Source organism: Blastomonas sp. CCH9-A1 (assembly GCF_001557175.1).
In the GTDB taxonomy this organism is placed as follows: Bacteria; Pseudomonadota; Alphaproteobacteria; order Sphingomonadales; family Sphingomonadaceae; genus Blastomonas; species Blastomonas delafieldii_A.
The window spans coordinates 26,107-48,879 of record NZ_LSHM01000003.1; the positions used below are offsets into that span (position 1 = coordinate 26,107).

The window sequence follows — 22,773 nt, forward strand, 5'->3', positions numbered from 1 at the left end:
CGGGATCGCAAAAGCTTAGACATGGCCAGGCCCTTTCCCCCGCATCCGTTCCTGCACGGGCACCATGCCCCGAACCGCTTCGAGGCCGATGCGCCCGATCTGGTGATCGAGGGCGAGATTCCCGATGATCTGGCCGGGGTCTTCTATCGCAACGGGCCCGAGCCGCTGCACCCCACGCGCGGCGACGAATATCACTGGTTCGACGGCGACGGCATGGTCTACGGCTTCTTCATCGAGAATGGCCGCGTCGCGATGCGCAACCGCTGGGTCCGGACCGAGAAGTTCGAGCTGGAACGGGCGGCGGGCGAGCGCCTGTTCGGGGTGTTCGGCAATCCGATGACCGCCGATCCTTCGGTGCAGGGCAAGCGTTACAATACCGCGAACACCAACATCATCGTGCATGGCGGCAAGCTGCTCGCGCTGATGGAAGGCGCGCCGCCGGTGGAGATGCACCCGCGCGACCTCAGCACCATTGGCGAGGAGCATTATGGCGGGACGATCTCCACCACCTTTTCCGCGCATCCCAAGATCGACCATGCCACCGGCGAGCTGATCAATATCGGTGCGATGATCAACGGGCCGATGGGCGCGGCGGAAATCCGCTATGACATTATCGACCGCACCGGGGCGCTGACGCACAGTGAGATCATTCCCGTGCCCCACATGAGCCTGATGCACACGTTCTTCGTCACCGAGAACTGGGTGGTGTTTCCGGTGCTGCCGATCGACACCGATCTTGGCCGCTTCATGCGCGGAGGGCCGATGACCGCCTGGGTCAACGATCGCCCGTCCAAGCTCGCGGTGATGCCGCGCCGTGGCAGTGCCAGTGACGTGCGCTGGTTCGAATACGAGCCGCGCCACATGTTCCACGAGCTCAACGTCTGGGAAGAAGGGGGCAGGATCATCGCCGATGTCGCCGCCGCCAACGGCACCGCTTTGTTCCCCGATGAGACCGGGGTGCGCGCGACGCATGCCGGCACGCGCCAGAGCCTGCGCCGCTGGACCATCGACCTGAATGCGAACACCGACATGCTGCGCGAAGAGGTGATCAACGAGCGCGACCTGCAATTCCCCCGTCCCGACGACCGGCTGATGACGCGGCGGACGCGCCAGGCCTTTGCCAATATCAACCTCGAATCGCGCGATGCCCGGGCCGAAGGGCTCGATGCGGTGCTGCGCTTCGATACGCAAACCGGCGCCGAGGATATCTATCATTTCGGCAAGGGCGCTGCGGCGGGCGAACTGATCTTCGCGCCGCGTCTGGGAGCGAAAACGGGGCCGGAGGGCGAGGCCGACGGCTATGCGATGACCCTGGTCCATCGCGCCAATGCGCCGGGCAGCGAGCTGGCGATCTTCCACGCGCTCGACATCGCCTCGGGCCCGATCGCGCGGGTGCACGTGCCGTTCCGCGTGCCAAGCGGCTTCCACTGCAATTTCTACCCCGCCGATGGCGATCTCTACGCCCAGGCGATGGCGCATTGAGGCCATGAGCATGATCGCCGAGATGGTCGCGCGCGGGGCCGCTGCCACGCCGCACAAGAACGCGCTGATCCAGGATGACGAGGCGCTGAGCTATGCCGAGCTCCATGACCTGACGTGCCGCTGCGTCGCCGCGCTCAAGGCCAGCGGCATCGGCAAGGGCGACCGGGTGGCGTTTCTGGGCCTCAATCATGTGGATTACGTGATCCTGCTGATCGCAGGCTTGCGCATCGGCGCGGTGACCGTGGCGGTCAACTGGCGGCTGGTGCCGCGCGAGATCGCCTATATCATCCAGGACGCGGGCGCGCGCTTCCTGCTGACGCAATCGGCGGTGCTGGGCAACGCGCTGGCGGTGCGCGCCGAGGCGGGTCTCGAGACGATCCTGCTCAGCGATGGCGCATTCGAGGGGCGACCCGCGTTCCGGCAATGGGTGCAGGGCTTTGCGCCGGATGACAGCGTTGCAGCGCTGGAACCGGCGGACGTCGCGGTGCAACTCTACACCTCGGGCACCACCGGCCATCCCAAGGGGGCATTGCTCACGCACGGCAGCCTTACCGCCTCGCTCAGCCAGGGCAGGAAGATTGGCGAGGACTGGGCAGCCTGGTGGCCGAGCGACGTGTCGCTGGTGGCGATGCCGCTCTTTCACATTGGCGGCACGGCCTGGGTGATGCAGACGCTGAACGGCGGCGGCACCGGCGTCATCCTGGCCCAGCCCGATGTCGCCGCGATCATCGCAACGGTGCAACGCCATGGCATCACCAAGATGTTCGCGGTGCCTGCGGTGCTCAACATGATCCTGAACCATCCCGATGCGGCAGGGGCGGATTTCTCCTCGATGCGGGTGCTGCCTTATGGCGCGTCGCCGATCCCGCTCGATGTGCTCAGTCGATCGATGCAGCTGTTTCCGAACGCTGAGTTCGTGCAGATGTACGGCGCGACCGAGACCAGCGGGACGATCGTCTATCTGCCGCCCGAGGACCATGATGTCGCGGGCACGCCCCGGATGAAGGGCTGCGGCAAGCCGTTTCCCGATGTCGAGATTCGCATCGTCGGCGAGGACGGTCAGGACCGGGCGCCCGGCGAGGTCGGCGAGGTCTGGGTCCGCGCGCCGCTGGTGATGGCGGGCTATCACAACCTGCCCGAGGCCAATGCGTCGGCCTTTGTCCAGGGCTGGTACCGCACCGGCGATGCGGCCTATCGCGATGCCGACGGCTATCTATACCTGTATGACCGGGTGAAGGACATGATCGTATCGGGCGGGGAGAATATCTATCCCGCCGAGGTCGAGAACGCGCTGCACCATCACGCGTCCGTGGGCGATTGCGCAGTGATCGGCGTGCCCGATCCGCGCTGGGGCGAGGCGGTGAAGGCCATCGTCGTGCTGCATCCGGGCGAGAGCGTCAGCGCCGACGATCTGATCGCCTTTGCGCGCACGCAGATCGCCGGGTTCAAATGCCCCAAGAGCGTGGATTTCGTATCCGAACTGCCGCGCAATCCTTCGGGCAAGATACTCAAGAAGGAATTGCGCAAGCTCTACTGGCAGGAGGGCGAGCGGCAGATTGGTTGATTTCGATAGCCTAACCACGGCCGTTTGTCCCGAGCGTGTCGAGGGACCTTACGCCACCCTTTACAAATGCGTCCCTCGACTTGAGTTTACCCTGAGCGGCTGGCTTTCCAGCCAGTCGAAGGGCTCGGGACAAACGGGAGGGGCAGTTTTGAGAGAGGAAGAACCATGACCACCACCCGTCAATGGCTGATCGCAGGCCGCCCGCGCGGCCGTCCGGTCGAGGACAGCGATTTCGAACTCGTCACGCGCGAGCTGCCGCCGCCCGCTCCGGGCCAGATGCTGCTGAAGACGCATTATCTGGGCTTCGATCCGGCGCAGAAGGGCTGGATGGAGAATATTGCCGATTATGTCGCGCCGACCGAGATCGGCGAGGTCATGCGCGGCTCGGGCATTTCCGAGGTGATCGAATCGAACCAGGCCAAGTTCCCGGTCGGCACGATGGTGATCGGATCGACCGGCTGGACCGAATATCACCTGTCCGACGGCGAGGGGCTGGTGCCGTGCGATCCTGACCTTCCGCCGACCGCGATGATGTCGGTGCTCGGCACGACGGGGCTCACCGCCTATTGCGGGCTGTTCAAGATCGGCAAGCCCGTGGCGGGCGATACCGTGCTGGTTTCCGGCGCGGCGGGAGCCACCGGATCGGTGGTCGGTCAGCTGGCGAAGATCGCCGGGTGCCGCGTGGTCGGCATTGCCGGCGGGGCGGACAAGTGCGCCTGGCTGGTCGAAGAGGCAGGCTATGACGCCGCGATCGATTACAAGGCGGGCGGCGTGCGCGAGGCGATCAAGCGCGAATGCCCGCGCGGCGTCGACGTGATCTTCGACAATGTCGGCGGCGCGATCCTCGACGACATGCTGAGCCAGATCGCGACGGGTGCGCGCATCGTCATCTGTGGCGGCATCAGCCGTTACGAGACCGGGCAGATGCCCGCCGGGCCGCAGAACTATTTCAACCTGATCTTCCGCCGCGCGACGATGACCGGCTTCATCGTGCTCGACTGGGCAGCGGAGTTCCCCGCCATCCGCAAGCGGCTCGCGGGCTTCGTGCACGACGGGCGGCTGACCTATCGCGAGGATATCCAGCACGGCTTCGAGAATGCGCCGCAGACGATGCAGCGGCTGTTCTCCGGCGCCAATCGCGGCAAGCAGATGCTGAAGCTGTAGCAGCACCCCCTTCCCGTTTGTCCCGAGCGTGTCGAGGGACGTAGGTACTACCCCGTGCCAATCACGTCCCTCGACTTTAGTTCACCCTGAGCGGCTGGCTTGCCAGCCAGTCGATGGGCTCGGGACAAACGGATAAGGTGTCATGTATCCCGAAAGCTCAGCTATACATGCCAAAAGCGCAACTTTGTTGCGATGCACAACTCCTAGTGAGGTTATAAGGCCTTGAAATTCAACGATGCATAAGCCTGATTGCGAAATTTGCATCTATCCTAGCGAAAATATCATTCGCAAATGCAGCATTGCGTATTGAAACCTATCAATCGCGCGCTTAAATGGCCCTCACAAGAATACCGCCCATAAGGGGCCAACGTCCTCCCCCGCGATTGAAAGGAATGCCATCATGAACCTTCGTTCCGCACTGCTCGGCGCCGTTCTCCTGGCCGCCACCGCCGCTCCCGCCTTCGCGCAGGACGACGCCCTGATCTCGAAGAACCAGACCATCTACGACGCCGAAGGCAAGCGCGTCGGCAAGGTGACCCGCGTTCTCGAAGACGGCTCGGCCCTGGTCATCTACAAGGGCAAGGTCGTGCGCATCGGCGCCTCGACCCTGACCGCCGCCGAAGGCAAGGTCACGACCTCGCTTTCGAAGAAGGAACTTGCCCGTCTGGATTGATCCTCTCGATCCATGACACCCGAAAAGGCCGGGGAAGCACACCGCTTCTCCGGCCTTTTTCGTGCGCGCATCGCGTGCTGCCAAGCCTGCCGTAGCGTCAGGCGAAACCCCCGCCCAAAGCCACTTTTCTTTTGCGCGCAAAGCCGCTTAAGGTTCGGGCATGAAACCGACCGGACCTTCTTCGCAGACCTATTTCTCGCAGCGGCTGCGGCTGCATTATGCCGATTGGGGCAATGAAGATGCCCCGCCGCTGATCCTCGTCCATGGCGGCGAGGACCATTGCCGGTCGTGGGACTGGGTGGCGAGCGAGCTGCAGGCCGACTGGCACGTCATCGCGCCCGACCTGCGCGGCCATGGCGATTCGCAATGGACCGCCGACGGCAACTATCCGATCATGAACTTCGTCTACGATCTGTCGCAACTGGTCGAGCAGTTCGGCTATGATCAGGTGACGATCGTCTCGCACTCGCTCGGCGGCAACACTGCGCTGCGCTATGCCGGGCTTTACCCCGAAAAGGTGCGCAAGATCGTCGCGATCGAGGGGCTGGGGCCAAGCCCGAAGATGATCGAGGAGCGCAACGCCACCCCTGTGCACGAGCACTGGCGCAAATGGTATGCCGACAAGCGCGCCAAGGCGACGCGCAAGCACCGCGAATATGACAGCTTCGAGGAAGCGCTGTCGCGGATGCACGCGGAAAACAGCTATCTCACCGCCGATCAGGCGCGGCATCTGTGCGAACATGCGGTGATCCGCAACGAGAACGGCACCTATAGCTGGAAGTTCGACCCGCATATCCGCATCTGGCCGATCCTCGACATTCCGCCCGAGCACATGCACCAGCTCTGGCAGCGGATCACCTGCCCGACGCTGCTGTGCTGGGGCGAGAAGAGCTGGGCCTCCGATCCCGAGGCCGATGGGCGGATGGAGCTGTTCCAGAACGCGCGGCTCGCCAAGTTCGCCGATGCCGGGCACTGGCTGCACCATGACCAGTTCGATCGGTTCATGGCCGAGCTGAAGGGCTTTCTGTGATGCAGCAGTCGAGCGATTTCCTCACCGAATGCGACCGGATACACGCGCTGGTCGCGCCGCTCGACGAGGCGGTGCTCGCGACGCCGACCGCGTTCAAGGGCTGGACGATCAGCGATGTCATCGGCCACTTGCACGTCTGGAACCAGGCGGCGCAATTGTCGCTCAAGGATGAGGACGCGTTCAAGGCGTTCATGCGACAGGTCGGCGGTATCATCGCCAAAGGCGGCGATCTCAACAGTTTCGAGCGCGTGTGGCTCGATGGCCTGACCGGACAGGCGTTGGTTGCGCAATGGGCCGAAACCTATCGCGCGGTCGCCGCCGATTTCGCCGAGGCGGACCCTGCGCAGCGCGTGCCCTGGGCCGGGCCGAGCATGAGCGCGCGCTCCTCGATCACCGCGCGGCTGATGGAAAGCTGGGCGCATGCCCAGGCGATCTTCGACGTGCTGGGCCAGGAGCGCGAGAATGGCGATGCGCTGAAGAATATCTGCGTGCTTGGGCTCAACACCTATGGCTGGACGTTCAAGAACCGCCGTCTCGAGCCGCCGCAGCCGGTGCCGCAACTGCGCCTCACCGCGCCGTCGGGTGAGTTGTGGGTGTTCGGCGAACCGGCGGACGGCGAGCTGATCGAGGGCGATGCGGCGGAATTCTGCCAGGTGGTGACCCAGACGCGCAATATCGCGGACACGGCGCTCAAGCTGACCGGGCCGAACGCCACCGCCTGGATGGCCATAGCGCAATGCTTCGCCGGCGCCCCGGTCGACCCACCTGCGCCCGGTGTGCGGCGGAAGGCGACGGTTTGAAGCAAGGCGACTGCAAACTGTGGCATCGCGATTAACCCATCCCGTCACCCTGAACTTGTTTCAGGGCCCATTTCTCCACACGCGGCTTCGGCTGATCGGGCACGATGGGTCCTGAAACAAGTTCAGGATGACGGACTTTTGAGCCGCTGAGAGTAGCGCGAGGCACCCACATCGCTCAGGCTGCGCGATGAGCAGCGGATGGGCTCCGCGCGACCCGCACCACCAGACTCCCCTCCCTGAAAGGGAGGGGCAGGGGGTGGGTCATCCGCGCGCGCTTCGATGTACCAATGCGCGCGACCGCGCACCCACCCCTAACCCCTCCCTTGCAGGGAGGGGAACGTGCATCGCAACGCCTCTTATTGAACACGCCCGCCTTCTTCGCGCCTTCGCGTCTTCGCGTGCAAAATCACGTTCACGCGAAGCCCGCGAAGCCGCGAAGATGCCCGATACAATCGCGAAGCTCCGCCGCACAAACAACCCGCTCCCCTGCGAAGGCAGGGGCCCATCTCCCAAGCGGTGTGCCGGGGGACGAGGGCAGGAGATGGATGCCTGCCTTCGCAGGCAAGCGGTTTGGGGGAAGGATGCAGCTTGACCGTGATAGGTCGAATGTTCGCCATCAACTTGGAACGAAAAAACAGTCTTTGGGATTGTGCCCCCTTTGCAGGCATCGTTTCCTAGCGCTTCTTCGGCCACCACCAGAACCTGACCAGGGTATCGCTTGTGCCGAAGCTGAGGCCAAAGTCAGCGTGATCGACTGATACATCCCTTACAGCTTCCGAGAGATTGGAGATGTCCACCGGTCTGAGAGGCATGACAAAAACATCGTTGGAAAGGCCAATTGATCCAGTTCCGTCAAGATCATTGCCAAGGCGAAGTTTTGCGGGAACTTCAAGCTGAAGGTCGTGATCACCAAAAATGCGGTCTGCTCCAACCTTTTGGGGATGTGTGACCGAGAGAGTCCGATACGCGGGTTCTGTCGCACCGCAAAGAATATCGAGTAGCTTTATAAGGCAAACACAGGCCTCTTCATCTGCTGAAAAGTGCCAGCCGTCATGCATCTTGCGGGCCTTGCGATACCGCCAAAGGCTAACACGCCCATCCTGCCGCCATGACCCGAGAGCTTCTTCCATAACGGCATGGTAGCACTTGAACGACCGATTTCCACCCAATACCCATCGCTCCGGCAACCTGCCTACTCTCTCAAAACACAGCCCTCACCCCCGCCGCGGCATCCGGAACGGCAGCATCAGCTTCACGATCCCCTTTTCCAGCCGGTCGAGCGACAGGCTCTCGTGCACCGCCTCGGCGCTCTCGCCGAACAGCCGGGTCTTCAGCGCGGTGCGTGAATAGAAGGGCGTGTCCTCCCATGTCCGGCGGATCTCGACCGGCGCGCCCGCATCGGCCCGCGTGATGCGCGGCATGCGCCACAGGGTCTTGGGCAGCACGCGTTCGGGGGGCAGTTCGACCTCGCTGATCGTGCCGTCCTCGGCGAAGCGCAGGCCCATGGCGAAGCGGCTGGCGTCGCGGCGCTGGCCTTCATAGAGCACCACCGAATCGCGGCCGAGATGCGCGCGCGACCAGTGCCAGTCGGAAAAGCCGCGCTCGAGCGGTTCGATCCCGGCATTGCTGTCGATATAGCCCTCGCCGCGCCAGCTCAAACCGGGGCTCTTCATGTCGACCTCGATCGCCGCGCGCGGCGCGATCGGGCGCCAGGCATGGTGGCCTTCGAGGTCCAGCGGCCAGGCGGTCTGCGGCATCATGTGCGGATAGACGCGGATCGTGCCGCGCACCTTGCGCGGGATCGGTGCGGTGATTTCCATGAGATCGATGCGCAGGCTGGTGCCGTCCCAGTGCATCGAGCTGGGCCCGATAACGAGATGGTCGTGATCGCGCGCCAGATGCTTCGATCCGCGCTCGGTCATGCACCAGCCGCCGCCGGGGCCGTAGAGCGCGACATTCATCGCGATATGGTTGTTGGGATCGCCGCGCCCCGACCAGTGATAATAAGGCGAGAACACGCTGCCGATGAAGGCGATGATGGTGAGGCCGTGTTTTCCGTCGTCGCTCAGCGCGTCGATATACCACCAGGCATAGCCGCCCGGCGGGACGACCGCATCGAAGGCAGGTCCGCAAGCAGCCGCTCTGCCGCCAAGCGGCCGGAGAGGCTCGCCATCGGGATCCCGGCGCCGGGGTGAATGCCACCCCCGGCCAGATAGAGCCCCGGCAGGCGGCTGGCTGATCCGGGCCGCTGGAAAGCCGCCTTCCACCCATGGGTCGCCCGGCCGTAAAGGGCGCCGCCCGTCGCCGGGAAAAGTCGCTCGTAATCCGCCGGGGTCACCAGATGCGAATTGTCCGGCGAACGGTCGATCGTCAGGCCACAGGCCTCCAGGAAGCCGAAAACTTGCCTCTCGCATCGGTCGATCTCCGCCTGTGAACTCTGTTTGGTGTCGCCATTGGCTGGCGCGTTGACGATGAGCTGCAGCCGCTCGGGCCCCGGCGGCGCGCGCGCGCTATGGTCGTCGCGGTCCTGCGCGCAGATATAGATGGTGGGGGATTCGGGCACCGCGCCGCGCCCGAAGATCGCGTCGAACTCGGCACGATAATCGTTCGAGAAGAACACGCTGTGGCGGACCAAGGGAAAACCGGCGGTCTTCGCGTTCATCAGCCAGGTCATGCTGGAGAGCGAGCGCTGTTTCGGCGGCACCGGCGGCACCGCCTTGCGCGCCGCCTCGCCCAGCCTGCCGATGTTGAGCGCAGCGGGATCGCCGTTGAACACCACCGCACGGCCGCGGATCACCTCGCCCGATTCGAGCCGGACGCCGGCGGCGCGGCCATGTTCGGTGACGATCTCTGCTATCGGTGCATCATAGCGGAACTGCGCGCCGTTGCTGCGCGCAAGATCGGCGATGGCCGTCGCGATCGAGTGCATGCCGTTATCGGCGAGCCACACCCCGTCCTGCTCGACATGCGCGATCAGCATCAGGGTGGCGGGCGCGACGAACGGCGACGAGCCGCAATAGGTGGCATAGCGCCCGAACAGCTGCTGCAGCCGGGGATCGTGGAAATGACGGCCCAGCGCCTTCCACATCGCCTGATAGGGGCGGATCGCCATCGTCTCGGGCAGGCGCCTGAGGCCGATGCGCGTGACCAGCGAGAGGGGTGTCGGGGCAGGGGCCTCGAGATAGGGCTTGCGCAGCACGTTGAAGATGCGCGCGGCCTCGGCGCAGAAACTGCGGAAACCGGCGGCATCGCGCGCGCCGAAATAATCGCCGATCGCGGCTTCGCTGTGCGCCACATCAGCAAACAGGTCGAACGGCGCGTCCGGCCCCCAGGCATGGCGCGCGATCAGGCTGGCGGGGGTGAGCGGGATTGCCGAGTCGAGATCGCCGCCGCAATCCTGGAACAGCCGCTCGAACACCCAGCGCATCGTGAACACCGTGGGGCCGCCATCGACCGGGCGACCCGCCGCCATCACTTCTCGCAGCTTGCCGCCCGGGGTCTTCTGCCGCTCGACCACCAGCACCGGCTCTCCCGCCGCAGCCAGCAAGGCCGCTGCGCTCAATCCGCCCATGCCAGCGCCCGCGACGATGATCGGTTCATGCCGCATGGAGTGGCCAATCGGGAAAGCGCCGGGTCATTGTGCAATGCTAGCAGGTGTCCATAATGTTTGACAGATGTTTGTCACATTATATGGACATGACGCGATCGCGGATTGGCACAGTTTAAAGCCCTCCCCCTTGATGGGGGAGGGTTGGGTGGGGGCGATCTCTCCGAATGGCGCGAAGGGCGAACCGTTGCACCCAGCCGAACCATCACCCTCGCCGCTGCGGCTAGGCTCCTGCGTCGCCAAGTCTCGCTGCCTCTCCCATCAAGGGAGAGGCGTGACCAGGCGCCAAATCTCATATCGGTCCCCCGCGAAGGCGGGGGCCCATCATCGGACGGTTGCGAGAGGAAGCGGCGGAAGCGTGAGCGGCGCGCGCAGGAGATGGGCCCCTGCATGCGCAGGGGACCGGTTAGGGCGCGCGTTTGCTCAGCATCCCGCGCCGCCCGAGATCGGCCAGATGCAGCGGGAAGGACAGGACCAGTGGCAGCGCGATCCAGGGCCAGGCGGCGCCGGTGAGCGCAGCGCGCAGCGCCAGCATCATCAGCACCGCCGCGCTCAGCCCCAGGCCGACGTCCATCGCGCGGTTGCCGCGCATCACCAGCCAGACGAATTCGGCGGCGAGCACCGCCAGCACCAGATCGACGACATGGCCGCTGGCGAACAGGGCGCGCACGACCTCCATCAACCGAACGGCCCGTTGAGCTGGACGATCGCATAGTTGAGCGCAGCGGCGACACTGACCCAGGCGATATAGGGCAGCAGCAGCCAGGCCGAGAGCTTCGAAAAGCGCCCGCAATAGACGATCAGCCCGGCGATCGAGAGCCATAGCAGCGCCACCTCGGCGAGCGCCCAGTCGGGCCGTTGCACGCGGAAGAACAGCAGGCTCCACAGCACATTGAGAAAGCCGTTGAACGCGAACAATCCGATGACATTGGTCCGCGCCTTCACCGTCGGCGCGGCACGCCAGGCGGCGAGCGAGGCCATGGCGGCGAGCGCGAAGATCAGCGTCCAGGCGACGCCATAGAGCCAGCCGGGCGGCGCCCAGTCAGGCTGGGCGAGCCCTTGGTACCAGGGGCCGAGATCGGTGATCGTCGCGCCACCAGCGGCGACGACCAGAGCCGCCATCGCTGCCAGGATGACCGGCAGCAAGCCTTCACGATGCATTCCAGCCTCCCAGCTGCGGCCTCTCGGCCTGTGCGTCCGTCAACAGTTATGCCCGCGACAGGCCGAGCAGATGCCCCATGTCCTTCACGAAGATCTTGGCATGCGCCACCGGTTTGCGGCGCACCAGCTCCTTGTGCATATAGCTCTGCCAGGTGAGGTACTGCACGTCGGGGTCGGCGCACATCTTGACGAAGCGCTCGCGGCGCTTGTCCGACGAATACCAGAAATATTGCATGATCCCCAGGATCCAGAAGACCTTGCCGTGCTTGCTCATGAACGCCTTGCGCGCCTGTTTGAGCGCGGCAGGCTTGCCGGTGGCGAGGAACTGCCAGACCGCATCCGCCGCGAGCCGCCCGCAGGCCATCGCGTAATAAATGCCTTCGCCCGACGCCGGTGCCACGACGCCCGCCGCATCGCCCGCGACCACGATGTCGCGGCCATTGTCCCAGCGTTTGAGGGGTTTGAGCGGGATCGGCGCGCCCTCGGTGCGGATCGTCTCGCAGCTGTCGAGGCCGACCTGCTTGCGCATCAGCGCCGTGGTCTCGCGCAGGGCAAAGCCCTTGTGCGCACTGCCCAGGCCGATGCTCGCGGTCTCGCCATGCGGGAAGATCCAGGCATAGAAATCGGGCGAGAGATGGCCCTGATAATAGACGTCGCAGCGGTCGGGGTCGAAATCTGCCGCTGCGGCCACCGCCGGTTCGGGCGCCTTGACGATCTCGTGATAGGCAAAGACGCATTTCACGTCCTTGGCACCCGGAATATTCTGTTTCGCCACGGCAGAGCGCGCGCCGTCCGCGCCGATGACGGCGCGGACGCGCAACCGGCGGTCGGGTCCGCCGCGCTCTTGCCGATAGACCAGCACCGCCATGCCGTCGCTGTCCCGATCGATCCGCTCATAGCTGCCGGTGATCCGGGTCGCGCCATTGGACCGTGCGCGCTCGCGCAGCCATTCGTCGAACACGTCGCGATCGACCATGCCGACAAAGCCCTTGCCCTCGGGCCCATCGCCCACCGGCATGTCGACCTCGCGGCCCGAAGGCGCGATCATCCGCGCCGCGCGTGCCTTGGCGACCAGCAGTGATTCGGGAATCTCGAAATCCTTGAGCAGCCGAGGCGGGATCGCGCCGCCGCATGGCTTGATCCGCCCGTTGCGGTCGAGCAGCAGTACCTTGAGCCCGCGCCGCGCCAGATCGTTGGCCGCTGTCGCCCCCGAGGGTCCGCCGCCGATGACCGCCACGTCGAAATCCGCCTGTGCCATTGCGTCCACGCTCCTTCAAGTCCGGCGCTCAGGCCGGTGCCGCCACCATAGACGGACTGGCGCTGCGCATGGTCACGCGCACCCCAAGCAGGGCGGCGAGGACGAACAGCCCCGCTTCGCCCGCAAAAATCAGCTGGAACGCTGCGCCATCGCTGGCGAGAGCCCCACGCGCTGCATCGACGCCGAGCGCCCCGGTCAGCCCGCCGAGGCCGAAGGCGATCGCCTGCGCCGCGCCCCACACGCCCATGCGCACGCCTTCTTTCGATTGCTGACCCGCGCCTGCGAGCCCCATCATCGCGCCGATCGCGGACACCGCGAACAGCCCATTGGCAAAGCCGAGCAGGCCGACATTGACGCGCAGCGGCCAGTCGCCGCCGGTCGTGGCGGCAAAGGCGAGGCCCGCAAGGGCCAGTGCGCTGCCACCACATCCGGCGAGAATCCACCAGCGCAGGTCCGATGGTCGCCGTCCGGCAAAGGCGCTGCCACCGATTCCGGCGACGATCATCCCCGCCATCACCCCGCCATGCTGCAGGCCTGCAAGCTTGGTCGATTCGCCCGGGCTCATGCCGAAGACAAGGCCGGCATAAGGTTCGAGGATCAGGTCCTGCATCGCATAGGCGAGCATCGAGACGAAGACGAAGATGGTAAAGCGCCGCGCGGTGCCATCGGCCATGATCTCGCGCAAAGCTTCGCCGAACGAGGCCGAGGGGGCATCGTCATTCTGGTGTGCGGGTGCGACCAGGCGGCGTTCTATCCCTGAAATCGCGGCCCAGGCGAGCAGGAAGGCGCTCAATGCGACGCCGCCCGAGACGGTCGCGAGCCGCTGTTCGCTGAACGGATCGATCAGGCTGCCCGCGGTGGCGGCGGCCATGACGATCCCTGCGACCATCATGATCCAGGTGATCGCTGCGGCTGCCGCACGCCGCTCGGGCACCACGCCAGAGGCGAGCATCGCGAGCAGCGAGGTCCCGGCCGCGCCCACGCCTGCGCCGATCATGCTGAAGGCGAGGATGGCGAGCAACGTGCCCGGAATCGCGGCATGCGGCAGCAATATCGTCGCATTGACCGCGACGATGCCGCCCAGCGCCAGTATCCCCATGCCGCCGATGATCCAGGGCGTGCGCTTGCGGCCCTTGTCCGATCCATGGCCCCAGAGCGGCCGCGACAATTGCACCGCATAATGCCAGGCGACCAGGCCTGCAGGCAGCGAGGCGGGCAGCGCATATTCCACCACCATCACCCGGTTGAGCAGCGAGGTCGCCAGCATCACGATCGCGCCGATGCTCGCCTGCACCAGGCCCATGCGCATGATATCGGTCCAGCCGAGGCCAATCTTGACGGGGGCGATGCGCGCGGCGGTCATATCCAGCCCCCCAGGCCGAGCGCGGCGGCGAGCATGCCGAGCACATAGGAGGAGACGCCGGTGGCATTGTACCAGGGCGCGAATCTGTTGGGATCGGTGAGCAGGCGGCGCATGAACACGATCTGCATCGCCAGCAGCAGCGTCACCGCGATGGCGGAGATCGCCAGCCCCCATTGGAACAGCAAGGCGATGACGATCAGCTGCGGCACCGCCATCACCGCGCAGGCGAGCTTGGCGGCTCTCGCGACGCCCAGGGTCACCGGCAGCGAGCGCACGCCCATCGCGCTGTCGCCCTCGACCGCCTTGAAATCGTTGAGTGTCATGATGCCATGCGCGCCCAGGCTGTAGAGCAGGATCACGACCAGCACGCGCGCATCGGGCAATCCACCCGTCATCACGCTCGCACCGGTGAACCAGCTCAGCCCCTCATAGCTGAGGCCCACAACCGCAGGACCGATCCATCCGCTCATCTTGAAGCGGAAGGGCGGCGCGCTGTAGCCCCAGGCGCAGAGCAGGCCGACGATGGTCGCGACGAACACCCAGAAGCCGAGCGCCAGCCCGAGCAGCAGCGATAGTGCAGAGCCGATCAGCGCGACATACAGGCCCCAGCGTCCGGCAATCCGGCCCGAGGGGATAGGCCGTTCGGGCTGGTTGATCGCATCGACATGCCGGTCGAACCAGTCATTCACCGCCTGGCTGGTGCCGCAGACCATGGGCCCCGCCAGCAGCACGCCGCCGAACAGGAACCACCAGCGTCCGTCGAGACCCGCGCCCGACGACATCACCCCGCAGAAGAACGCCCACATCGGCGGAAACCAGGTCACCGGCTTCAATAATTCCAGCACGTCGCGCGGATGCGGAATCGGCGCGGACGGCGACATGTTGGCGGAGCGATCCATGACATGAAGGCTATGCCTGACGCTGCAGAGTGTCAATCAGAATGGACAGCCTCGAGTGTCGAGCCGGGACGTCGCAAAGCCCATAGGCGCGCCTGGCTGGCTGATCGATGTCACAAAAGCGTTTTGTTTAATTCACAAAATCGACATAAAACCTTCATATTGGCGCAGCCGAACCGTCGCGGCAGGGCGCGGCATTGCCACAGGCGCCTGAACATGACTCTTGCTCGCACGGCATTTTTCCGAAGGCCTCTGGTCGCGATCGCGCTGGCCAGCGTCGCAACACCCGCGCTGGCCCAGGGCGTTCCAGCGCCCACAGCCGCGCAGCCAGACTATCTCGGCATCATCGCCGATCTCCAGCGCCAGATCGACGAGCTGAAAGCCACGGTCAATGAGCTCAAGGCGGAAAAGCAGGCCGCAGCCGCCCCCGCGCCAGTTGTCGCCTCCGCCCCGCCCGTCCTAGCTCGGGGCACCTCGCCCGCGCCTGCGGCACCCGCTGCGGCTGCTCCACCCGCGCCCGCCCCGCAGGTCGCCGATGCCAGCCCCAAAAAGGGCAAGGCCTGGTATGAAAAGCTGCAGCTGCGCGGCTATACCCAGCTTCGCCTCAACACCATCGTCTCTGGCGATGCCGAGGCGCCGGCGGGCGTCTCCCGGCTGCGCACCATCGGCGATGGCGATGTGCGTTCGGACAATAATTTCAGCTTCCGCCGCGTCCGCCTCGTGCTGCAGGGCGATGTCAGCGATTATCTTTCGCTCTACCTCCAGGCGGACATGGCATCGGCCGTCTCGAACCAGTCGGCGGGCGAGCGCCGCGAGGGCTTTGCCCAGCTGCGTGATGCCTATGCGGATGTGTTTCCGACCAGGGACAAGAGCTTCCGCATCCGCTTCGGCCAGTCGAAAATTCCCTATGGCTGGGAAAACATGCAGTCCTCGTCGAACCGGCTCGCGCTCGATCGCAGCGACGGCATCAACACCGGCGCGCCGAGCGAGCGCGATATCGGGATCGTCGCCTATTATACCCCCGATCACGTCCAGGACATCTGGGACCGGCTGGGCAAGGACGGACAGAAGTTGTTCGGCAATTACGGGGCGTTCGGCCTCGGCGCGTTCAACGGCCAGGGGACCAACCGCACCGAGACCAATGACAATGTGATGATCGTCGGCCTTGCCACCTGGCCGTTCGAGCTCGACGCGCTGGGGCTCGAGGGGCAGGTGCTCGAACTGGGCGGCTCCTTCTATCGCAACCGCGTCAATCCGGAGATCCGCACCGGCGGGGTCAGCCCGATCGATTACAAGGACAACCGCATCGGGGTGCACGCCATCCTCTATCCGCAGCCATTCGGGCTGCAGGCGGAATGGAACTGGGGCAGGGGGCCGGAATTCGACCCCGCCACCGGCCGTATCGCGGAACGCCCGCTCAACGGCGGCTATATCCAGGCCATGGCCCGCGTGCGGCGCTCGCCGCTCGGCCCCTTCTATCCTTTCGCGCGCTGGCAATATTATCGCGGCGGCTTCAAGGGCGCGACCAATGCCCCCCGGCTGGAGACCGAAGAGCTCGAATTCGGCCTCGAATTCCTGCCCACCCCCGCGCTCGAGCTGACCGTGACTTATGGCTTCGCCTCGCGCAAGGAGGCGGACGAACGCCGCTTCGGCCAGGCCGAGGGCGAACTGCTGCGCATCCAGGCGCAATGGAACTATTGACCATTTCTGCACGCCTTCCAGTATAGACAGGGCGTTTCGGGAGAGGTTTCATGGCGCTGCACCGACTGGCGATGCTGATGGTATTTGCGCCGCTGCTGCTCTTTTCGTCGGCCGAGCGCGCCTCGACTGCGCCGCCGGTGCGGCTTGAGACGGAGGCGCTGACGGGGGATGCGGATGTGACCGTCGCGGGGCAGGTCGCCGCCGCGTCGCAGGCCACGGTCCAGCGCGACGACCGCGTCTATCCCTTCTACATGCCGATGCAGGGCCTGCGTCCCCCTGCCGTCATCATGCGCGTGCGCTGCGATGCCTCCCGCGCGGCGGGCCGCGAAGTGTTCGACCGTCCTTCGGCCGCAGCGATCGAAGGCCGGATCGAGGGCGGATACGAGTTCGTCTACGAGGCCTATGACGGCGCGGGCCGTCCGTGCGTCTATCCCTTCGCCCCGTCGATGCCGCAGATCGTCGGCCAGACCAACGGCACGCAATATATCTTCCGCTCCTCGGTTCCCGGCGTGCAGGTGACCTTCCGCACCAATGATGCCTGGGCGACGATCAACCCGCGCCTGTTCGAGCTGGGGCCGCAGCGCATCCATTTCGAAATGCGCGACATCGCGCTTGATTTTCCGGGCGCAGGCGAGGCCAAGGGCGCGGTGCATCTGGAGGTGCTCGATGTCACGCGACCGGGCCTGATCACCGCCGTGATCCGCCGCTCCACCATCTTCGGCGGCAAGAACGCGATCTTCGTTCCTGGCGGCGAGACCATGGTGCTGATCGAGGACAGCATCATCCGCGGCAATGTCGGCGACAGTGTCGATCAGGAACATGGGACGTACATCAACGGCACGCTGGTCACGCATGTCCGCAACAGCACGTGGTACGGCCAGAAGGGCTGGATCGATGTCGCCAGCGGGCACCAGCTCAAGGACAAGGCCTATTTGCGCGTCTACGAGAATGTCACGGTCGCCAATCTGCCGGGCGCCACGGTGCCCTCGGCCATGCCGCTGGTCGATATCTCGGCCTTCGGTTTCACATGGTCAAACAACCTGCAGTTGAAGCGCGTTCCCCCGGCGCAGGACGTTCGCGATTCGCTCGTCGATCTGCGCACCGAGATCGTCTACGGCGCGCCCGACCATTATCCGTGGAACATCATGGTCGATCCCGGCTGGCGGATGCCCGCCAATCCGCTCGGCGCGCTCGATCAGGTCTATCTTTCGGTGTTCCAGAACACCCTGGTCGACAGCTTCCGCAGCGAACCCCATGTCTTCCGGCTCAACATGCAGGGCCTGGGGGTGGAGCCGGGCACGCCTACGGTGATCGGCAACGAGCAGACGACCAGAGCGCAGCAGCGTATGGTCTCGCTCGCCTTCAACACCCGCGGTACGCTGCGCCGGGCCTATACCAACGAGGGTTGGACCTATTCCGATCCGGTTCTGCCGCCCGAGATGCAATGGGTGAAGGACCGCGACGCGTTCATCCGCCATGCCCTGGGGCTGATCGGGCGCTAGCGGCCCGAAACGTCAACTCAGCTCGTCCTTGCGGCCGATGAGGTTGCCCAGGCCGTGGCGATGGAGCTTCGAATAGAGGCTCTGGCGGCTCAGGCCCAGGATTTCGGCGGCAGAGGCGCGGTTGTCCGAGGTATAGGCAAGTGCTGCCTCGATGCACATCCGCTCGATCAGATCGGTCGATTCGCGCACGATCTCGCGCAGCGGCATGCGCCCGACCAGCTCGGTCAGCTGATCGACCGAGCGCGGAACGTCGCGGTCGGCCGAGGGCAGGTCGCGCACGCGTCGGCTGACGGTGCGGATGGCAAAGCCGTAATGCCCGCCCTGCGCATCGGTCTTGACGCCCGAAACCTCGATCGCTTCCTCGATCGCGTCATCGGCATGGACGATGGTGGTCGCGTTGCGCACCTGGCCGTGATCGTCGAGTTGCTTGCGCATCAGGTCGACATCGATGCCGGGGCGTCCGATAAAGCGGCCCAAGGGCTGCCCGGCAATCGCTTCCTTCGAGCTGCCATGCACCAGATCGACAAAGGCCGAATTGGCGGTGACGATCTGCATCTTCGCGTCGGTGAGCACGAACGCATCGGGCATCCGCTCGATCAGCTCGACCATCGGTCTGCGGCCGCTCGCATCGTCTGCCGATGCACTGTCGCGCGACAGGCGGATCATGAACTGGCGGCCGCTGTCCTGTCGGAAAGGCATCGCGGTGAGCGTCATCGGCGGTTCGCCCTCGCCCATGCTCACTTCCATCTGGCAATGTTCGCCGGTGGCGGTCGCTCCGCCCAAGGCAGCAATAAGATCGTCGCGCGAGATTCCGCCGATGACATTGGCGAGATCGCGATTGTCGAGGCTGCCCGGCTTGGCGCCGAACAGCTGATAGCTCGCCGGATTGGCCGCGGTGATCCGCCGCGTGGTCGCGTCGATCACCAGCACAGGGTCGGAGATCATGTCGAACAGCAGGCGGAACCGCGCCTCGGTCTGGCGCAGCTTCAGATAATCGCGTTCGAGCGACTGCTGCGTCTGCAACAGGCGCTGCTGCAGGCTGGCCCAGGCGCGGACATCGCGGCCGATCGCCATGCGCGGCTTGCCCTCGCCCAGATCGACGAGCCGGTAATGGATCGGCAGATTGCCGTCGGGCCCGGGATGGTTGACCTGGCGCCAGCGGCCGGGCGTTTCCGACGGCGCGCTGGTGAGCATCTCGTTGATCTTGGGACGGCTGTCGAGCGCAACCGTGTCCTCCCAGCGTCGGCCTATCCAGCCGCTGAGGTCGGGCATGTCGTCTGCACTCACGGAAACATCGCTGATGACGCCATTTTCATCCAGCGCCAGGGCAATATCGCCTGCGGCGAGCACCAAAGCGAGTGCTGCGCCGATTTCCAGAGTGCCGACAACGCCTTTGAGGTCGCGGAAAGGCATAGCAGCTGCTGAAGGCTCGTCCTTGTTCATGCCGCGCCGGGTGCGGTCTTCAAAGCGAAAGCGCGGTGCGCTCTACCCCGGCAGAAACCAGTTCGTCGGCCAATGCGAGCGCGGCGGCGGCATCGGCAGCGGTCCCATCCGCCCCCAGCTTGCGCGCAAGTTCGGGATCGTAGCCAATGGCCGGACCGCCGATCATGATTGCCAGTTTGGGATTGCAGGACACGCTTCTCATCGCCGTGAGCAGTTTGGGAACCTGCGCGATATAAAAGTCAGTGGTTACTGTCAATCCGACGACATCGAAGGATGATGAGCCGAGCGCGAGCAGGATTTCCGACTGTTCGGGCTCGATCAGCGTCTCAACATCCCAACCTGCGCGCTGGAAGCACTCGCCGATCATCAGCGTGCCCAGGCTGTGCTGGTCGCGCGGCATGGTGGTGAACAGCGCGCGGTGCGTCCTGAGCGCCCAGCCATCGGGCGGGGGAGCCCAGACCGCGATCGTCCGCAAGAGCAGCTGCAGCCGCCACAGGCCCATGGTCACGTCGACGAAATCGCATTCGTCGCGGTTCCATTTCTCGCCCAGCTCGCGCGCGGTAGGCGCGATCAGCTGGATGAACAGGGTTTCGGGCGCGACCTCGCGGTCGAGATGACCGATGATGATGTCCGCGAGCGTGTTGACCTCGTGCGCCAGCACCTCGTCGGCAAATGCGCGGATCGCCGCCTCGTCGAACAGAGGCGCCATGGATGCAAAGCCTCTGCTGCCTGCGCCCGGACGCTGGTTGTCGTTCGATTGTGTACCTGAAGTGTCGCGAAAACCATCGCCGCCATCCTGCGCGTGCATGGCGGGCGTCACCATGTCGGCAACAGAATCGGCGGGGAAATGCGCCATGCGAGGGTCATCCTGATGCACCATCAGCAGCCGGGGGATGATCTCGTGCTCCACCAGGCGGCCAACGTCGTCGTTCGGCATATGACGAACAACGCGGCTCTGCCCGGTCTGCTCGCCGTCCCAGGGCGACGTCTTCTTGCGCAACCGTGCGTTGCGGAAAAGCTCCGTCGTAGACCTGATCAAATCGATCCCAAAAAACCGAGGCCATTCAGACTCTCCAAGGTCTTGTCGGTGCATCGGGCACCGGCCTCATGGCTGGAAACGTTCTATGCGCTCACCCTCGCCAGGCCATGACCCTACGCCTGTCCAGAAGGCCTGACAACATAAGTTTTGTCAAGAAAACTATACGTCAATTTATCTTGACACTTTTGCCGACCGGGGCGTAGGTTTCCTGACTTGAAACGGGAGGCGTTCAAACGCTCATGCCACTGGAAAATCAGCCTGGAACTGCGGAGAACCGCAAGCTTGAGGGCGGTCCGGTGGGTCGTTCGCCCCGGGCCATCCCGGTTACCCTCTACACCCCCGAAGAGCGGCAACGTCGCGATTCGAGCGTCTGGACGCTGGTTCAGGGCGTGCTCGCTCCGGTGCAGTTCCTGGTCTTTCTGGTCAGCCTGGCGCTGGTATTGCGCTATTTCGGGACAGGTGAGGGCGCATTCGCCGCCGATGCCTCGATCGTCATCAAGACGCTCACGCTTTACACGATCATGATCACCGGCTCGATCTGGGAGAAGGTGGTGTTCGGCAAATGGCTGTTCGCCCCCGCCTTCTTCTGGGAGGACGTCTTCTCGATGCTCGTGCTGGCGCTGCACACCGCCTATCTGGTGATGCTGTTCGCGGGCCTGGGCACGACCGGCGAGCGCATGGGCGTCGCGCTGGCGGGCTATGCCGCCTATATCGTCAATGCGGGCCAGTTCCTCTGGAAGCTGCGCATGGCGCGGCTGCAGGGCACGGGCACATCCGAGTCGCAGCCGCGACTGGCGGTGGCGCGATGATCGCCGCTGCACCCCCCGTGCTCGACCAGGGTTGCGCTTCGGCGCCGGTGCTGCGCGAGCGCGGCCAGCGCGAGGTGTTCTGCGGGCTGACCGGCATCGTCTGGCTGCACCGCAAGATGCCCGATGCGTTCTTCCTCGTGGTCGGATCGCGCACCTGCGCGCATCTGCTGCAGTCCGCGGCGGGCGTGATGATCTTTGCCGAGCCGCGCTTTGCGACCGCCATCATCGAGGAACGCGATCTGGCGGGCCTTGCCGACGCGAACGAGGAACTCGACCGCGTCGTTCGCCGCCTGCTGGCGCGCCGCCCGGAGATCCGTACGCTGTTCCTGGTCGGCAGCTGTCCGTCGGAAGTGATCAAGCTCGATCTGGCGCGCGCTGCACAGCGGCTCGCTGGGGCGTTCCTGCCCGATGTCCGCATCGTCAACTATTCGGGCAGCGGCATCGAGACCACCTTCACCCAGGGCGAGGATGCCTGTCTCGCCGCGCTGGTGCCGTTCATGCCCGAACCGGCCATCGACGCCGAACCCGAGCTGCTGATCGTCGGCGCATTGCCCGATATCGTCGAGGACCAGCTGCTGCGGCTGGTGCGCGATCTTGGCATCGCCCGCGTCTCCTGCCTGCCCGCGCGCGAATCGCGGGAGCTGCCTGCGGTGGGGCCGAACACCCGCTTCCTGCTCGCCCAGCCGTTTCTGGGCGATACCGCGCAGGCGCTCGAGGACCGCGGCGCGGTGCATCTTTCCGCCCCCTTCCCGTTCGGTGCGGAGGGCACGACCGACTGGCTGCACGCTGCGGCGCGCGCGTTCGGCATCGACGAAATGCACTTTCGCAGCGTCGTCGCGCCGGGCCGCGAACGCGCCAAGCGCGCGCTCGAACACAGCCGCGCGCAGCTCGAAGGCAAGAGCATCTTCTTCCTGCCCGATTCGCAGCTCGAACTGCCGCTCGCGCGCTTCCTGCACCGCGAGCTTGGCATGGTGCCGGTCGAGGTCGGCACGCCCTATCTGCACCGCGCGCATATGGCGCCGGAGCTCGCGCAGCTGCCCGAGGCGACCGTGATCAGCGAAGGCCAGGATGTCGATCGCCAACTCGACCGGGTGCGCGCGTCCCGGCCCGACATCACTGTGTGCGGCCTGGGCCTGGCCAATCCGCTCGAGGCGGAAGGCTTCACCACCAAATGGGCGATCGAGCTGGTCTTCTCGCCCATCCACGGGTTCGACCAGGCGGGCGATCTTGCCGAATTGTTCGCGCGGCCGATCCGTCGCCGCGACGTGTTGAGGGTTTAGG

At 65.2% G+C, this 22,773-nt stretch carries 20 protein-coding genes; 10 read left to right on the plus strand and 10 right to left on the minus strand.

Annotated elements, in window-relative coordinates; all coding sequences use genetic code 11:
• Nucleotides 1-21 precede the first annotated feature (21 nt).
• From AX725_RS00980 to AX725_RS01005, 6 genes are all read left to right on the plus strand, one after another.
• On the plus strand, nt 22-1,482 hold the full coding sequence (locus AX725_RS00980) for a carotenoid oxygenase family protein (protein ID WP_060976877.1): 1,461 nt from the start codon (nt 22-24) through the stop codon (nt 1,480-1,482).
• 4 nt (nt 1,483-1,486) lie between these two features.
• Nucleotides 1,487-3,046, plus strand: coding sequence for a long-chain-fatty-acid--CoA ligase (locus AX725_RS00985; RefSeq protein ID WP_060976876.1), 1,560 nt, complete (start codon nt 1,487-1,489; stop codon nt 3,044-3,046).
• Between the two features lie 165 nt (nt 3,047-3,211).
• Complete coding sequence (locus AX725_RS00990) at nt 3,212-4,210, plus strand: NADP-dependent oxidoreductase (protein WP_060976875.1); 999 nt, start codon at nt 3,212-3,214, stop codon at nt 4,208-4,210.
• Between the two features lie 400 nt (nt 4,211-4,610).
• Nucleotides 4,611-4,883 (plus strand): hypothetical protein, encoded by a 273-nt coding sequence (locus AX725_RS00995; RefSeq protein WP_023838530.1) that lies wholly within the window; start codon nt 4,611-4,613, stop codon nt 4,881-4,883.
• Nucleotides 4,884-5,043: 160 nt separating this feature from the next.
• Complete coding sequence (locus tag AX725_RS01000) at nt 5,044-5,913, plus strand: alpha/beta fold hydrolase (RefSeq protein WP_060976874.1); 870 nt, start codon at nt 5,044-5,046, stop codon at nt 5,911-5,913.
• The gene (locus tag AX725_RS01005) at nt 5,913-6,713 is read left to right on the plus strand and encodes a TIGR03084 family metal-binding protein (protein ID WP_060976873.1); all 801 of its coding nucleotides are present in this window, start codon (nt 5,913-5,915) and stop codon (nt 6,711-6,713) included. The genes AX725_RS01000 and AX725_RS01005 overlap by 1 nt, the downstream gene beginning before the upstream one ends.
• 674 nt (nt 6,714-7,387) lie before the next feature.
• Here AX725_RS01005 and AX725_RS20800 read toward each other — a convergent pair.
• The 8 genes from AX725_RS20800 to chlG form a co-directional block, all read right to left on the minus strand.
• Nucleotides 7,388-7,771, minus strand: a complete 384-nt coding sequence (locus AX725_RS20800; RefSeq protein WP_156440438.1) for a hypothetical protein — start codon at nt 7,769-7,771, stop codon at nt 7,388-7,390.
• Nucleotides 7,772-7,927: 156 nt separating this feature from the next.
• The gene (locus AX725_RS01010; protein WP_498509584.1) at nt 7,928-8,791 is read right to left on the minus strand and encodes a carotenoid 1,2-hydratase family protein; all 864 of its coding nucleotides are present in this window, start codon (nt 8,789-8,791) and stop codon (nt 7,928-7,930) included.
• Nucleotides 8,779-10,320 (minus strand): 1-hydroxycarotenoid 3,4-desaturase CrtD, encoded by a 1,542-nt coding sequence (gene crtD, locus AX725_RS01015; protein ID WP_066113908.1) that lies wholly within the window; start codon nt 10,318-10,320, stop codon nt 8,779-8,781. Before crtD ends, AX725_RS01010 begins: the two co-directional genes overlap by 13 nt.
• A gap of 406 nt (nt 10,321-10,726) precedes the next feature.
• On the minus strand, nt 10,727-10,999 hold the full coding sequence (locus tag AX725_RS01020) for a hypothetical protein (protein ID WP_099046558.1): 273 nt from the start codon (nt 10,997-10,999) through the stop codon (nt 10,727-10,729).
• Entirely contained in the window at nt 10,999-11,481 is a 483-nt protein-coding gene (locus AX725_RS01025; RefSeq protein WP_060979788.1) for a TspO/MBR family protein, read from the minus strand. The genes AX725_RS01020 and AX725_RS01025 overlap by 1 nt, the downstream gene beginning before the upstream one ends.
• A 46-nt stretch (nt 11,482-11,527) precedes the next feature.
• Nucleotides 11,528-12,739, minus strand: a complete 1,212-nt coding sequence (locus AX725_RS01030) for a geranylgeranyl diphosphate reductase (RefSeq protein WP_060979787.1) — start codon at nt 12,737-12,739, stop codon at nt 11,528-11,530.
• 28 nt (nt 12,740-12,767) lie between these two features.
• On the minus strand, nt 12,768-14,102 hold the full coding sequence (locus AX725_RS01035) for a BCD family MFS transporter (RefSeq protein ID WP_060979786.1): 1,335 nt from the start codon (nt 14,100-14,102) through the stop codon (nt 12,768-12,770).
• Complete coding sequence (chlG, locus tag AX725_RS01040; RefSeq protein ID WP_060979785.1) at nt 14,099-15,001, minus strand: chlorophyll synthase ChlG; 903 nt, start codon at nt 14,999-15,001, stop codon at nt 14,099-14,101. The genes AX725_RS01035 and chlG overlap by 4 nt, the downstream gene beginning before the upstream one ends.
• Before the next feature lie 213 nt (nt 15,002-15,214).
• Here chlG and AX725_RS01045 point away from each other — a divergent pair, with 213 nt between their 5' ends.
• On the plus strand, nt 15,215-16,699 hold the full coding sequence (locus AX725_RS01045; protein ID WP_082730759.1) for a porin: 1,485 nt from the start codon (nt 15,215-15,217) through the stop codon (nt 16,697-16,699).
• A gap of 50 nt (nt 16,700-16,749) precedes the next feature.
• Complete coding sequence (locus AX725_RS01050) at nt 16,750-18,201, plus strand: hypothetical protein (RefSeq protein ID WP_060979784.1); 1,452 nt, start codon at nt 16,750-16,752, stop codon at nt 18,199-18,201.
• A 12-nt stretch (nt 18,202-18,213) separates the two neighbouring features.
• On the opposite strand, the gene ppsR is transcribed toward AX725_RS01050, so the two are convergent.
• Both ppsR and AX725_RS01060 read right to left on the minus strand, forming a co-directional pair.
• On the minus strand, nt 18,214-19,614 hold the full coding sequence (gene ppsR / locus AX725_RS01055) for a transcriptional regulator PpsR (protein WP_157759180.1): 1,401 nt from the start codon (nt 19,612-19,614) through the stop codon (nt 18,214-18,216).
• 49 nt (nt 19,615-19,663) lie between these two features.
• Nucleotides 19,664-20,683, minus strand: coding sequence for a cobalamin B12-binding domain-containing protein (locus AX725_RS01060; protein WP_196490503.1), 1,020 nt, complete (start codon nt 20,681-20,683; stop codon nt 19,664-19,666).
• Between the two features lie 296 nt (nt 20,684-20,979).
• Here AX725_RS01060 and bchF point away from each other — a divergent pair, with 296 nt between their 5' ends.
• Together bchF and AX725_RS01070 are read left to right on the plus strand one after the other, a co-directional pair.
• Nucleotides 20,980-21,492 (plus strand): 2-vinyl bacteriochlorophyllide hydratase, encoded by a 513-nt coding sequence (gene bchF, locus AX725_RS01065; protein WP_067512711.1) that lies wholly within the window; start codon nt 20,980-20,982, stop codon nt 21,490-21,492.
• Complete coding sequence (locus tag AX725_RS01070) at nt 21,489-22,772, plus strand: ferredoxin:protochlorophyllide reductase (ATP-dependent) subunit N (protein ID WP_060979780.1); 1,284 nt, start codon at nt 21,489-21,491, stop codon at nt 22,770-22,772. The genes bchF and AX725_RS01070 overlap by 4 nt, the downstream gene beginning before the upstream one ends.
• Nucleotide 22,773: the final 1 nt, after the last annotated feature.

Excerpts from the sequence above, each read along its gene's own strand:
- AX725_RS01050 (WP_060979784.1), top strand. The coding sequence starts at position 16,750 with ATGGCGCTGCACCGACTGGCGATGCTGATGGTATTTGCGCCGCTGCTG.
- crtD (WP_066113908.1), bottom strand. The coding sequence starts at position 10,320 with ATGCGGCATGAACCGATCATCGTCGCGGGCGCTGGCATGGGCGGATTG.
- AX725_RS00995 (WP_023838530.1), top strand. The coding sequence starts at position 4,611 with ATGAACCTTCGTTCCGCACTGCTCGGCGCCGTTCTCCTGGCCGCCACC.
- AX725_RS01025 (WP_060979788.1), bottom strand. The coding sequence starts at position 11,481 with ATGCATCGTGAAGGCTTGCTGCCGGTCATCCTGGCAGCGATGGCGGCT.
- AX725_RS20800 (WP_156440438.1), bottom strand. The coding sequence starts at position 7,771 with ATGCATGACGGCTGGCACTTTTCAGCAGATGAAGAGGCCTGTGTTTGC.
- AX725_RS00990 (WP_060976875.1), top strand. The coding sequence starts at position 3,212 with ATGACCACCACCCGTCAATGGCTGATCGCAGGCCGCCCGCGCGGCCGT.
- AX725_RS01070 (WP_060979780.1), top strand. The coding sequence starts at position 21,489 with ATGATCGCCGCTGCACCCCCCGTGCTCGACCAGGGTTGCGCTTCGGCG.
- AX725_RS01045 (WP_082730759.1), top strand. The coding sequence starts at position 15,215 with ATGACTCTTGCTCGCACGGCATTTTTCCGAAGGCCTCTGGTCGCGATC.
- chlG (WP_060979785.1), bottom strand. The coding sequence starts at position 15,001 with ATGGATCGCTCCGCCAACATGTCGCCGTCCGCGCCGATTCCGCATCCG.
- AX725_RS01000 (WP_060976874.1), top strand. The coding sequence starts at position 5,044 with ATGAAACCGACCGGACCTTCTTCGCAGACCTATTTCTCGCAGCGGCTG.
- AX725_RS01020 (WP_099046558.1), bottom strand. The coding sequence starts at position 10,999 with ATGGAGGTCGTGCGCGCCCTGTTCGCCAGCGGCCATGTCGTCGATCTG.
- AX725_RS00980 (WP_060976877.1), top strand. The coding sequence starts at position 22 with ATGGCCAGGCCCTTTCCCCCGCATCCGTTCCTGCACGGGCACCATGCC.
- ppsR (WP_157759180.1), bottom strand. The coding sequence starts at position 19,614 with ATGCCTTTCCGCGACCTCAAAGGCGTTGTCGGCACTCTGGAAATCGGC.
- AX725_RS00985 (WP_060976876.1), top strand. The coding sequence starts at position 1,487 with ATGAGCATGATCGCCGAGATGGTCGCGCGCGGGGCCGCTGCCACGCCG.
- AX725_RS01035 (WP_060979786.1), bottom strand. The coding sequence starts at position 14,102 with ATGACCGCCGCGCGCATCGCCCCCGTCAAGATTGGCCTCGGCTGGACC.
- AX725_RS01005 (WP_060976873.1), top strand. The coding sequence starts at position 5,913 with ATGCAGCAGTCGAGCGATTTCCTCACCGAATGCGACCGGATACACGCG.
- AX725_RS01030 (WP_060979787.1), bottom strand. The coding sequence starts at position 12,739 with ATGGCACAGGCGGATTTCGACGTGGCGGTCATCGGCGGCGGACCCTCG.